Source organism: Providencia sp. PROV175, from assembly GCF_032707045.1.
Taxonomy (GTDB): domain Bacteria; phylum Pseudomonadota; class Gammaproteobacteria; order Enterobacterales; family Enterobacteriaceae; genus Providencia; species Providencia hangzhouensis.
On record NZ_CP120533.1, the window covers coordinates 1,432,788 to 1,445,477 of the forward strand.

The window sequence follows — 12,690 nt, forward strand, 5'->3', positions numbered from 1 at the left end:
TTTCACATTTTCTTTCCAAGTCATATTTTACCTACCCTTATTTTTTCTGAATTGTTCTGTAAATAAAGCTAAAGCTGAGTGCGACTGGCTTGACAACGTTTTCATACCATTCGTAAACTTTATATGTGGTGAATTGTGGGGTAAAGTGGGTGGCTTGGAAATAAAAGGGGTTTAATCGGGTATGTTTCGTGGGGCAACACTGGTTAATCTCGACAGCAAAGGGCGTCTAACCGTGCCGACTCGTTATCGAGGAATGCTGAACGAGGAATCGAAAGGGCAAATGGTTTGTACCATTGACCTTCACCAGCCATGTCTGCTGCTTTATACCTTACCTGAGTGGGAGATTATCGAAGAAAAGCTTTCTCGGTTATCGACGATGAACCCTGCTGAACGACGCGTGCAACGGCTGTTATTGGGCCATGCAAGTGAATGCCAAATGGACAACGCGGGGCGTCTTTTGTTAGCCAGTACATTGCGTCAACACGCAGGGCTAACCAAAGAGGTCATGTTGGTTGGCCAGATTAATAAATTTGAACTTTGGGATGAACAAACTTGGTATCAGCAAGTGGAAGATGATATTGCCGCTGAGCGCCTTACCAATGAACCACTTTCAGCCCGCTTACAGGATTTGTCACTTTAATAATGACGCAACAGCAATTTAAACACGTAACAGTATTACTGGATGAAGCCGTTAATGGCTTAAACATTAAACCTAACGGTATCTACATTGATGGCACATTTGGTCGTGGTGGTCATTCAAGGTTGATATTAAGTCAGCTTGGCGAAAATGGTCGTTTAATCGCCATAGACCGTGACCCAGAGGCAATAAAAGCGGCTCAAACTATTGATGACCCTCGTTTTAAGATTAAACATGGCCCATTTTCTGCGATTGCAGAGTATGTGGAAGAAGAAGGGGTAGTCGGGCAAATTGATGGCGTACTGCTGGATTTAGGCGTTTCTTCACCCCAGTTAGATGACCCTGAACGCGGTTTTTCCTTTATGCGTGACGGGCCGTTAGATATGAGGATGGACCCAACCAAAGGGCAATCTGCACAGCAATGGTTGATGGACGCAGAAGCGGATGACATAGCTTGGGTTTTAAAAACTTTTGGTGAAGAGCGTTTTGCGAAACGAATTGCGAGAGCGATTGTTGAGCGTAATCATAACCCGGAAGAAGAACCGTTAACACGCACACGGCATCTTGCTGAATTAATTGCAAAAGTTAGTCCAATGAAAGACCGACATAAGCACCCAGCGACGCGTAGCTTCCAAGCCATTCGAATTTATATCAACAGTGAATTGGAAGAAATAGAAAAAGCGTTAGAAGGCGCAATGAACGTTTTAGCACCACAAGGGCGTTTATCAGTTATCAGTTTCCATTCGTTGGAAGACAGGTTAGTAAAACGGTTTATTCGCAAAAATTGTAAAGGTCCATCGGTGCCAGCAGGTATTCCTCTTACTGAAGCGCAGATTAAAGAGTTAGGTGCAGCGCAGTTACGTGACCTAGGTAAGATGAAACCTTCGGAAAACGAAATTGATGAAAATCCACGCGCACGTAGTTCTGTGTTGCGGTTTGCTGAGAAGGCGGCGGAATAATGGTTCCAGAAAGGCACAGCCTAGCTCGCGTCATTGGGCGTGATTTATTTCGTTATGGCATCGTTCCTTTGATTTTATTAGTGGCAATTATTATCAGTGCTGTTTTTGTGGTAACGACGGCACATGAAACTCGTTTACTAACGGCCGCAAAAGATAAGTTGTATGAAGAAAAAGACTTGTTAGATATCGAATGGCGTAATTTGATCCTTGAAGAAAACGCCCTTGCGAGCCATAGCCGAATAGAACGTTTATCGGTTGAAAAATTACAGATGGTGCAAGTTGAACCATCACAAGAAAAAATTATTGTTTCTAAGCAATAAAAAGGTTCCTAATGAAAGCACCAAAAACAGCGAAAAATAAGAAACAAGAAGAAAGTACCAGCTTTGTCCGCTGGCGCTTTATTTTGCTGTGCGGATGCATTGTCTTAGCGTTAGCAGGGTTGCTAACGCGGGTGGCTTATCTGCAAATTATTGCGCCAGAGAAACTGGTGAAAGAAGGCGATATGCGCTCTTTACGAGTGCAAGAAGTTGCGACATCACGAGGAATGATTAGCGACCGAGAAGGGCGGCAACTTGCCGTGAGTGTGCCAGTCAATGCGATCTGGGCAGACCCCAAAGAGGTGTTTGAAAAAGGGGGAATAAGCAATGACGAACACTGGAAAGCACTGGCAGACGCACTTGAAATTCCATTAGAACAAATTACGAGCAAAATATCGGCCAATCCAAGAGGCCGTTTTGTGTATTTAGCGCGCCAAGTTAACCCATCTATTGGTGATTACGTTAAAAAATTAAAAATACCGGGTATTTACTTACGCAAAGAATCTCGTCGTTATTACCCATCAGGCCCAGTTACCGCTCACTTGTTGGGGGTAACAAACATTGATGGTGAAGGGATTGAAGGCGTCGAAAAAAGCTTTGACCGTTGGTTAAAAGGTGCGCCGGGTGAACGTACAGTCCGTAAAGACCGTAATGGGCGAGTGATTGAAACCATTTCGTCTATTGACAGCCAAGCTGCGCATAATCTGACATTAAGCATTGATGAACGTATTCAATCCATTGTTTACCGTGAATTAACACGTGGCGTGCAGGAAAATAAAGCGGAATCGGGTGTGGCAATTTTAGTTGATGTTCATACCGGTGAAATTTTAGCAATGGCGAATAGCCCATCCTATAACCCAAATAATTTAACGGGTACATCAATGGATGCGATGCGTAACCGCGCCATTACGGATATTTTTGAGCCGGGCTCAACAGTAAAACCTATGGTGGTAATGAGTGCGCTACATAACAAAATTATTAAAGAAAACTCAGTAATTAATACTTATCCGTATCGTATTAGTGGTCATGAGATCAAAGACGTAGCACGATACGCTGAGCTAACTATTACTGGGATTTTACAGAAGTCGAGTAACGTAGGTGTTTCAAAACTTGCGTTAGCGATGCCTGCCACTGAGCTGGTGGATGTGTATAGCCGCTTTGGGTTTGGCAAGCCGACTAATCTGGGGTTAGTCGGGGAAAGTAGTGGCATCTTTCCAAGTAAAAAAACACGGTGGTCTGATTTAGAAAGGGCCACCTTTTCTTTTGGCTACGGGCAAATGGTAACACCGTTACAGTTAGCGCGAGCCTATGCAACGATAGGGAGTTTCGGTATTTACCGGCCTCTATCAATCACTAAAGTTGACCCTCCCGTGCCAGGGACGCGTGTTTTTCCTGAGCCAATTATGCGTACTGTGGTGCATATGATGGAGAGTGTAGCTCTACCCGGCGGCGGGGGAGCTCGAGCAGCCATTAAAGGCTATCGCATTGCCATTAAAACCGGTACAGCAAAAAAAGTGGGCCCTGAAGGGCGCTATGTTAATAAATATTTAGCTTATGCCGCAGGTGTTGCGCCTGCGAGTAATCCACGCTATGCGTTAGTTGTGCTTATCAATGAGCCAAGTGCAGGTAAATACTATGGTGGTGCGGTTTCTGCCCCCGTATTTGGCTCAATCATGGGTGGGGTCTTGCGGTTGATGAACGTTGAACCCGACGCATTGCAACCAAACGAACAAAATGAAATCGTAAATAGTCAAAAAGAGGTTAAAAGTGGCAGATCGTAATCTTTGTGATCTACTCTCACCCTTTGGTGTGAGCACAACTCCAATCTCACTGCGTGAGATGACGCTAGACAGTCGAAAGGCTGCCGCGGGCGATCTGTTTATTGCAATAAAAGGTCATCAATCGGATGGGCGACACTATATTCCTCAAGCGATTGCTCAAGGGGTTTCCGCTGTAATAGCAGAGGCGGAAGGTGAAGCCGTTGAAGGCGAAATTCGTTTCGTTCATGGCGTACCTGTTATTTATTTGAATGACCTGAATAACCGTTTATCTGCACTGGCCGGTGAGTTTTACCACCAACCTTCTGCAAGAATGAAACTCGTTGGTGTGACGGGGACTAACGGTAAAACCACCACCACACAATTAATTGCTCAGTGGGCTCAAGGGCTAGGGGAAACTAGTGCAGTAATGGGAACCGTGGGTAATGGCCTATTAGGCCATGTGTCACCAAGCGAAAATACCACGGGCTCTGCGGTAGATATTCAACTTGAATTGACCCAGTTATTGAACCAAAAAGCAACATTAACAGCGATGGAAGTTTCTTCCCATGGATTAGTACAAGGCCGTGTCGCAGACTTACAGTTCGATGCTGCTGTGTTCACTAATTTAAGCCGTGATCACCTTGATTATCACGGCGATATGGAAAGCTATGAAGCCGCGAAATGGCTATTGTTTTCCACACATAATACAAAATCGCAAATTATCAATGCGGATGATGCGATTGGTTTGAAGTGGCTGCAGCGTTTACCACAAGCGTGCGCGGTGACCATGGAAAACAAAATTCCTCAAGATTGGCAAGGTCCATGGTTAAAAGCAACGGAAGTGGAATACCACGACAAAGGCGCTACTATCCATTTTGATTCCTCATGGGGAAATGGTGACTTTGAAAGCCCATTGATGGGAGCATTTAATGTCAGCAACTTATTAGTGGCAATGGCAACTTTGCTGATGATGGATTATCCGTTAAACAAACTGCTGGCTGCTACATCTTCATTGTCACCAGTTTGCGGCCGTATGGAAGTGTTTAGTGCACCGAATAAACCGACAGTTGTTGTTGATTATGCGCATACTCCTGATGCCTTAGAAAAAGCCTTAGCGGCAGCACGCTTACATTGCAAAGGGCAATTATGGTGTGTATTTGGTTGCGGTGGTGACCGTGACAAAGGTAAGCGCCCTCTGATGGGAGCCGCAGCAGAAGAATATGCAGATAAAATCGTGATCACAGATGACAACCCGCGCAGCGAAGACCCTATCGACATTATTAATGACATCATGGCTGGACTATTAGATTCCAGCCGTGCCTTGGCCATTCCAGGTCGTCCAGAAGCAGTGACAAACACCATTTTGCAGGCATCTCCTGATGATGTGATTGTGATTGCCGGCAAAGGTCATGAAGATTATCAAATTATTGGTCAGCGCAAGCTAGATTACTCCGACCGTTTAACGGTGGCACGTTTGTTGGGGGTAATCGCATGATCTCTTTAACACTCGCTCAGCTGGCACAGATTACCCAAGGGCAGATTGAGTCTGCTCCAGATACCAATGTTTTGATTAGCTCTGTTAGTACCGATAGCCGCAAAATTGCTGAAAATTGCCTATTTATTGCCTTAAAAGGTGAACGCTTTGACGCCCATGATTTCGCACAACAAGTGGTGGTTGCGGGAGCTAAAGCGTTACTTGTTGAGCGCAAGCTGAATGTAGATTGCCCTCAAGTTATCGTGAAAGACTCGCGTATTGCGATGGGCCAATTGGCTGCATGGGTTCGTCAGCAGAGCAGAGCTCGAATCGTTGGCTTGACGGGCTCTTCGGGCAAAACATCTGTTAAAGAAATGACCGCATCCATTTTATCTGAGCGCGGTAAAACCTTATATACCGCCGGTAATTTAAACAACGATATTGGTGTGCCTTTGACACTATTTCGTTTAACAAATGATGATGAATTCGCTGTGATAGAAATGGGTGCTAATCACCCAAATGAAATCGCCTACACAACCAATATTGTTAAACCAGAAGCGGCGTTAGTTAACAATTTATTTGCTGCGCACTTAGCGGGCTTTGGTTCACCGGAAGGGGTTGCGACAGCCAAAGGTGAAATTTACCAAGGTGTTCCAGAAGAAGGAACCGCAATTGTTAACCTTGATAGCTACAGTGAAAAATGGCAGTTTCAGCCACGCCAAACTGTTTGGTATTACTCGCTAACTTCACAAGCAAAAGCGGATTTCTATCCTTCTGATATTCAAGTGAAACAGCTAACAACAGATTTTGTGTTACATACCCCTGTTGGTAGTGTCGATATCACCTTGCCATTACCAGGGCGGCATAACATTGCTAATGTGTTAGCGGCAAGTGCATTGGCGATTTCTGTCGGCGCTAGCCTAGAAGATATCAAAAACGGCATAGCAAAAACGCAAGCGGTACCTGGGCGTTTATACCCTGTGCGCTTGAGTGAACACAAAGTGGTATTAGATGACACTTATAACGCCAATGATGGCTCAATGATCGCAGCAATTCAGGTCCTCGAAAAAATGCCGGGTTACCGCATCTTAGTGGTAGGGGATATGGGGGAACTGGGTGATTATGCCGAAGATTGCCACCAACGTGTAGGTGTTGCCGCTAAGCAGGCGGGTTTAGATAAGGTATTCAGTGTTGGTCAGTTAAGTGAGTTGATCAGCCAATTTAGTGAGTGTGGTGAGCACTTCACAGTGAAAGCAGATTTATTAACCCGACTAATTCCGCTAGCGCAGCAGAAGGACGTTGTTTCTATTTTAGTTAAAGGTTCACGCAGCTCCGCGATGGAAGATGTTGTGAATGCATTGAAGGAGTGCTTCGAATGTTAGTCTGGCTTGCCGAAATGTTAGTCCACAAGTTTTCTGTTCTGAACGTCTTTTCTTATTTGACGTTCAGGGCCATTGTCGGTTTGCTGACGGCACTCGCCATTGCTCTGTGGATGGGGCCTCATTTAATTGCTTACCTGCAGAAAATGCAAATTGGTCAAGTCGTTCGTAACGAAGGCCCTGAGTCTCACTTTAGTAAGCGTGGGACCCCAACTATGGGCGGGTTATTGATCTTATTTTCAATTACCGTTTCAACATTGTTATGGGCTCGATTAGACAACCCTTACGTTTGGTGTGTACTACTCGTGCTAGTTGGGTATGGCATTGTCGGTTTTGTTGACGACTACCGGAAAGTGGTTCGTAAAGACACTCGTGGCTTAATCGCGCGTTGGAAATATTTCTGGCAATCCGTGATTGCGTTAATTGTTGCCTTTTCCATGTACGCGATTGGTAAAGATACCCCAGCAACTCAGTTAGTTGTACCATTTTTTAAAGACGTAATGCCACAACTGGGCATGTTGTATATTTTGCTGACCTATTTTGTGATTGTTGGAACCAGTAACGCAGTAAACCTAACCGATGGCTTGGATGGCTTAGCTATCATGCCAACGGTATTTGTTGCCGCAGGTTTTGCATTAGTGGCATGGGCAACAGGTAACGTCAACTTTGCCAGTTACTTACATATTCCATTTTTACCCCATGCAGGTGAACTGGTGATTGTCTGTACTGCCATTGTGGGGGCAGGGTTAGGCTTCTTATGGTTTAACACATACCCAGCGCAAGTATTTATGGGCGATGTCGGCTCATTGGCGCTTGGCGGTGCACTAGGGACTATTGCGGTATTACTGCGCCAAGAGTTTTTATTAGTGATTATGGGCGGTGTGTTCGTCGTTGAGACGCTGTCAGTTATTTTACAAGTCGGTTCATTTAAATTGCGTGGACAACGTATTTTCCGTATGGCACCAATTCACCACCATTATGAATTGAAGGGTTGGCCAGAACCACGTGTTATCGTGCGTTTCTGGATTATCTCGTTAATGCTAGTCCTGATTGGGCTGGCAACCTTGAAGGTGCGTTAAGATGGTTGATTATCAGGGTAAGAACGTCGTTATTATTGGGCTGGGGATCACCGGCCTATCTTGCGTTCACTTTTTCCTTGAGCGCGGCGTGGTGCCTCGCGTTATGGATACCCGTGCAGTACCGCCTGGTGTAGATAAACTCCCAGAAAATGTAGAGTGCCATAGTGGTAGTTTGAATAATAGCTGGTTACAGGCCGCCGATTTAATTGTTGCTAGTCCAGGAATCGCGTTAGCGACCCCTCAATTACAGCAGGCCGCAGAAAATGGCATCGAAATTGTGGGTGATATCGAATTATTTTGCCGTGAAGCAGATGCACCGATTGTCGCGATTACAGGTTCAAATGGTAAAAGCACTGTCACGTCATTGGTTGGAGAAATGGCTAAAGCAGCGGGTATTTCAGTTGGTGTAGGTGGCAACATTGGTACGCCAGCACTTTCATTACTCAATGCAGGGCATAATCTGTACGTTTTAGAACTTTCCAGCTTCCAATTAGAAACCACCTCAAGCCTAGAAGCGACCGCCGCGACAGTCTTAAATATTAGTGAAGATCATATGGATAGATATCCATTAGGTCTAGAACAGTACCGTGAAGCGAAATTAAAAATTTATCACAATGCTCAAAACTGCATTGTTAACGTACAAGATATACTGACCTTACCCGCTAATCATACTTTGGATGAATGCATTAGCTTTGGCTTAAATAGTGGTGATTATTTCTTTGATACCCAAAAACGGGTGTTAGTGGCTCAAGGAAAAGAGCTATTAGATGTCAATGAAATGCACTTAACCGGCCAACACAATTACCTTAATGCGTTAGCCGCGTTAGCATTGGCGGATGCAGTGGATATTCCTCGCCCAGCTTGCCTTCAAGTATTGAAAGAATATAAGGGGTTAGCACATCGTTTCGAATTAGTGTTATTCAATAACGGTGTTCGCTGGATTAATGACTCTAAAGCCACAAATGTTGGAAGTACAGAAGCGGCGTTAAATGGGTTACATGTGGATGGCAATATCTATTTATTATTAGGTGGGGATGGCAAGTCAGCTGATTTTTCACCATTAAAACAATATATTGCTGCTGATAACTACCGCTTATATTGCTTTGGTCGCGATGGGAAAACATTAGCTTATATGGCACCTGAAAAATCAGTATTGACTGAGACTATGGAACAAAGCTTACGCCAAATTGCGCCACAATTAAAAGCGGGGGACATGGTGCTGTTATCCCCTGCATGTGCCAGTTTGGATCAGTTTAAAAGTTTTGAGCAGCGTGGAACTGTCTTTGCTCAATTAGCCCAGGAGTTAGGTTAATGACGATACCGGGTGCGATGCGTTTAAAAAATTGGGTCATTGGTGAAAAAAATGGCGTGATTTCAGGCTCAACGCTTTACGACCGTACATTAGTGTGGTTGGCATTCGGTTTAGCCGCAGTGGGTTTTATCATGGTCACATCCGCTTCCATGCCAGTTGGCCAACGCTTAACAGAAGACCCGTTCTATTTCGCTAAGCGTGATGTGGTGTATATCGTTATCGCATTTATTTTAGCGTTGGGTGTCATGCGTATCCCGATGGCAGTTTGGGAAAAGTACAATTTCATTTTTTTGATGGTTTCACTTGGCATGCTATTGGTGGTGCTGGTTGCAGGAAGTTCAGTTAACGGGGCATCACGCTGGATAGACATCGGTTTGGTAAAAATTCAACCAGCAGAAATTTCGAAATTTACGTTGTTTTGCTATGTGTCCAGTTACTTGGTGCGTAAATCCGATGAAGTCAGAACCCGTTTTCTTGGCTTTATTAAACCGATGTGTATTTTGATTGTTATGGCGTCATTGCTTTTATTACAGCCTGACTTAGGGACCGTTATCGTATTAGTGGTTACCACTCTGGGATTGTTATTTTTAGCGGGCGCAAGGTTAGCGCCGTTTATTATTGGTATTGCCGCTTGCGCAGTGGGGGTATTGGCTTTGATTTGGTTCGAGCCGTACCGCTTACGTCGTGTTACATCGTTTTTGAACCCGTGGGATGACCCGTTTGGCAGTGGTTATCAGCTAACCCAATCTTTAATGGCTTTTGGTCGTGGTGAAGTGTTTGGGCAAGGGCTTGGTAATTCAGTACAAAAATTAGAGTATTTGCCAGAAGCACACACAGACTTTATTTTCTCGGTTTTAGCTGAGGAGCTCGGGTACTTTGGCGTTGTATTGGTTCTGCTGATGGTCTTTATGTTGGCATTTAGAGCAATGATGATTGGCCGTCGCGCATTGATGTCAAACCAATTATTCGGTGGTTATTTAGCTTGTTCAATTGGTATTTGGTTTACCTTCCAAGCCTTAGTTAACGTTGGGGCTGCATCCGGTATGTTACCGACAAAAGGGTTAACATTGCCATTAATTAGTTATGGTGGTTCGAGTTTACTGGTAATGGCTGCTGCCATTGCGATATTACTGAGAATTGATTTTGAAACACGCCTTGAAAAAGCGCAGGCGTTTGTAAGGAGCACTAAATGAGTCAGGCAAAGAAATTACTCGTCATGGCAGGTGGAACTGGAGGACATGTTTTTCCAGGTTTAGCCGTGGCACATTATTTGCAGGCTCAAGGGTGGGAAATCCGTTGGTTAGGCACGGCTGACCGAATGGAAGCAACATTAGTGCCTAAACACGGTATCGATATTGAATTTATTCAAATTTCTGGCCTCAGGGGTAAAGGCATTGCCGCCCAACTGGGGGCGCCATGGCGTATTTATAAAGCAATTCGCCAAGCAAAAACAATTATCAAGCGTTATCAGCCAGATGCTGTATTAGGCATGGGAGGCTATGTTTCGGGGCCCGGTGGTATTGCGGCATGGCAATGTGGTGTACCCGTGGTGCTTCATGAACAAAATGGTATTGCAGGGTTAACGAATAAATGGCTATCTCGAATTGCCAAAAGAGTATTACAAGCCTTTCCGGGGGCATTTCCTGACGCACCAGTTGTAGGGAATCCAGTACGGGAAGATGTTTTGGCTCTACCTGCACCACAGGAACGTTTAGCAGGCCGAGAAGGCGCTATACGCGTATTGGTTGTCGGTGGTAGCCAAGGGGCACGGATTTTAAATCAAGTGATGCCTCTGGTTGCTGAAAAAGTAGGCAAACAGTTAAATATCTGGCATCAAGCGGGAAAAGGCAGTAAGGAATCGACAGAAGCATTGTATAATGAGCACATGCAAGTTTCAGTCAATTCTGAGTATAAAGTTACTGAATTTATTGATGATATGGCGCAAGCTTACGCATGGGCAGATATTGTTGTTTGTCGGTCTGGCGCACTAACCGTAAGTGAAATTGCAGCCGCAGGTTTACCGGCTATTTTTGTGCCTTTTCAACATAAAGATCGTCAACAATATTGGAATGCATTACCGCTAGAAAAAGCGGGAGCGGCTAAAATTTTAGAACAATCACAATTTACCGCAGATGCTGTGGCGAGCTTATTAGAACAATGGGATAGAAACGAATTACTCTCAATGGCCGAAAAAGCGCATAGCTGTGCAATTACAGACGCAACTGAGCGAGTTGCTACCGTGATTTGCGAAGTGGCTAAATAATATTAGCCATAATTGATATCGAATTAATTAGAAGCGAAGAAATATAGTGAATACACAACAATTAGCGAAATTAAGAACATCAGTGCCAGAAATGAGAAGAGTTAGGCACATCCATTTTGTCGGCATCGGCGGTGCTGGCATGGGTGGTATCGCTGAAGTGTTGGCAAATGAAGGCTATGAAATTAGTGGTTCAGATTTAGCACCGAATGCAGTGACTCAACAATTAACCGCATTAGGGGCAACGATTTACTTTAATCACCGCCCAGAGAACGTTGAAGACGCGAGTGTTGTTGTCGTATCAACGGCTATCTCGAGTGAGAACCCTGAAATTCAAGCCGCCAAAGAATTGCGTATTCCTGTTATTCGTCGTGCGGAAATGTTGGCTGAATTAATGCGTTACCGTCATGGTATTGCCGTTGCAGGTACCCACGGGAAAACGACCACTACAGCAATGATTTCTGGGATTTATGCACAAGCAGGTCTTGACCCCACATTTGTGAATGGGGGGTTAGTTAAATCAGCAGGAACACACGCACGTTTAGGTAGTAGCCGTTACTTGATTGCAGAAGCCGATGAAAGCGATGCATCGTTTTTACATTTGCAACCGTTAGTTGCGGTCGTGACAAATATCGAAGCTGACCATATGGATACTTACCAAGGCGACTTCGATAATTTAACGAATACATTTATTAATTTCTTGCATAATCTGCCGTTCTACGGGCGTGCAGTAATGTGTATTGATGATCCTGTCATTCGTTCGTTGCTACCTAAAATTGGTCGCTACATTACTACTTATGGTTTTAGTGAAGATGCTGATGTGCGTATTACGCAATATGAGCAAAAAGGAAATCAAGGCTTTTTCACCATTGCTCGTGAAAATATGCCAGAGCTGACTGTGGTTCTAAATGCACCGGGACGTCACAATGCGCTCAATGCGACAGCCGCAGTAGCTGTTGCCACAGAAGAAGGTATTGACGATTTACATATTTTATCTGCACTAGTTGAGTTTCAAGGTACGGGGCGCCGCTTTGATTTCTTAGGGAATTTCCCTCTGCGTAATGTGAATGGCAAAGAGGGTGAAGTGATGCTAGTCGATGACTATGGCCACCACCCAACAGAAGTGGATGCAACGATTAAAGCTGCGAGAGCGGGTTGGCCAGATAAACGCATTGTTATGGTATTCCAACCGCATCGTTATACCCGTACTCGTGACTTATACGATGATTTTGTGAATGTTTTGGGGCAGGTTGATGTGCTGCTAATGTTAGACGTATATTCAGCGGGCGAAAAGCATGTGCCGGGTGCGGATAGCCGCTCATTGTGCCGCTCAATTCGTGGTCGTGGTCAGATTGATCCTATTTATGTTGCAGATATTGAACAAATTCCACATATTTTAGCTCAAACTCTTGATGAAAATGATTTAATTTTAGTTCAAGGCGCAGGAAATATTGGTAAAATAGCCAAAAGCCTAGCAGAAGCAAAATTACAGCCACCGATGATTGAGGAATAA

The 12,690-nt window shown here is 44.6% G+C and carries 11 protein-coding genes; all 11 read left to right on the forward strand.

Translation table 11 applies throughout. The features are described 5' to 3' along the window. Positions 1–181: 181 nt before the first annotated feature. Genes mraZ through murC form a run of 11 tightly spaced genes read left to right on the forward strand, consistent with a single transcriptional unit; the run spans position 182 to position 12,690 of the window. Positions 182–640, forward strand: a complete 459-nt coding sequence (gene mraZ / locus P3L44_RS06140; protein WP_004262043.1) for a division/cell wall cluster transcriptional repressor MraZ — start codon at positions 182–184, stop codon at positions 638–640. 2 nt (positions 641–642) lie between these two features. Continuing rightward, positions 643–1,596 carry a 16S rRNA (cytosine(1402)-N(4))-methyltransferase RsmH gene (gene rsmH / locus P3L44_RS06145; protein WP_272662101.1) on the forward strand — a complete coding sequence of 318 codons (954 nt, stop codon included), beginning with the start codon at positions 643–645 and terminating at the stop codon, positions 1,594–1,596. After that, positions 1,596–1,916, forward strand: coding sequence for a cell division protein FtsL (gene ftsL / locus P3L44_RS06150; RefSeq protein ID WP_004262041.1), 321 nt, complete (start codon positions 1,596–1,598; stop codon positions 1,914–1,916). The genes rsmH and ftsL overlap by 1 nt, the downstream gene beginning before the upstream one ends. 11 nt (positions 1,917–1,927) lie before the next feature. Continuing rightward, a complete protein-coding gene (gene ftsI / locus P3L44_RS06155; RefSeq protein WP_004262040.1) occupies positions 1,928–3,694 on the forward strand; it encodes a peptidoglycan glycosyltransferase FtsI in 1,767 nt (588 codons plus the stop codon). Continuing rightward, the gene (gene murE / locus P3L44_RS06160) at positions 3,681–5,168 is read left to right on the forward strand and encodes a UDP-N-acetylmuramoyl-L-alanyl-D-glutamate--2,6-diaminopimelate ligase (protein WP_140171039.1); all 1,488 of its coding nucleotides are present in this window, start codon (positions 3,681–3,683) and stop codon (positions 5,166–5,168) included. The genes ftsI and murE overlap by 14 nt, the downstream gene beginning before the upstream one ends. After that, positions 5,165–6,529 (forward strand): UDP-N-acetylmuramoyl-tripeptide--D-alanyl-D-alanine ligase, encoded by a 1,365-nt coding sequence (murF, locus tag P3L44_RS06165; RefSeq protein ID WP_136134543.1) that lies wholly within the window; start codon positions 5,165–5,167, stop codon positions 6,527–6,529. The genes murE and murF overlap by 4 nt, the downstream gene beginning before the upstream one ends. Continuing rightward, the gene (gene mraY, locus P3L44_RS06170) at positions 6,523–7,605 is read left to right on the forward strand and encodes a phospho-N-acetylmuramoyl-pentapeptide-transferase (protein ID WP_004262035.1); all 1,083 of its coding nucleotides are present in this window, start codon (positions 6,523–6,525) and stop codon (positions 7,603–7,605) included. The genes murF and mraY overlap by 7 nt, the downstream gene beginning before the upstream one ends. Position 7,606: 1 nt before the next feature. After that, a complete protein-coding gene (gene murD, locus P3L44_RS06175) occupies positions 7,607–8,917 on the forward strand; it encodes a UDP-N-acetylmuramoyl-L-alanine--D-glutamate ligase (protein WP_140171037.1) in 1,311 nt (436 codons plus the stop codon). Beyond that, on the forward strand, positions 8,917–10,110 hold the full coding sequence (gene ftsW, locus P3L44_RS06180) for a cell division protein FtsW (protein ID WP_272662102.1): 1,194 nt from the start codon (positions 8,917–8,919) through the stop codon (positions 10,108–10,110). Before murD ends, ftsW begins: the two co-directional genes overlap by 1 nt. Then, entirely contained in the window at positions 10,107–11,180 is a 1,074-nt protein-coding gene (gene murG, locus P3L44_RS06185; protein WP_140171033.1) for an undecaprenyldiphospho-muramoylpentapeptide beta-N-acetylglucosaminyltransferase, read from the forward strand. The genes ftsW and murG overlap by 4 nt, the downstream gene beginning before the upstream one ends. 46 nt (positions 11,181–11,226) lie before the next feature. After that, entirely contained in the window at positions 11,227–12,690 is a 1,464-nt protein-coding gene (gene murC, locus P3L44_RS06190; RefSeq protein WP_140171031.1) for a UDP-N-acetylmuramate--L-alanine ligase, read from the forward strand.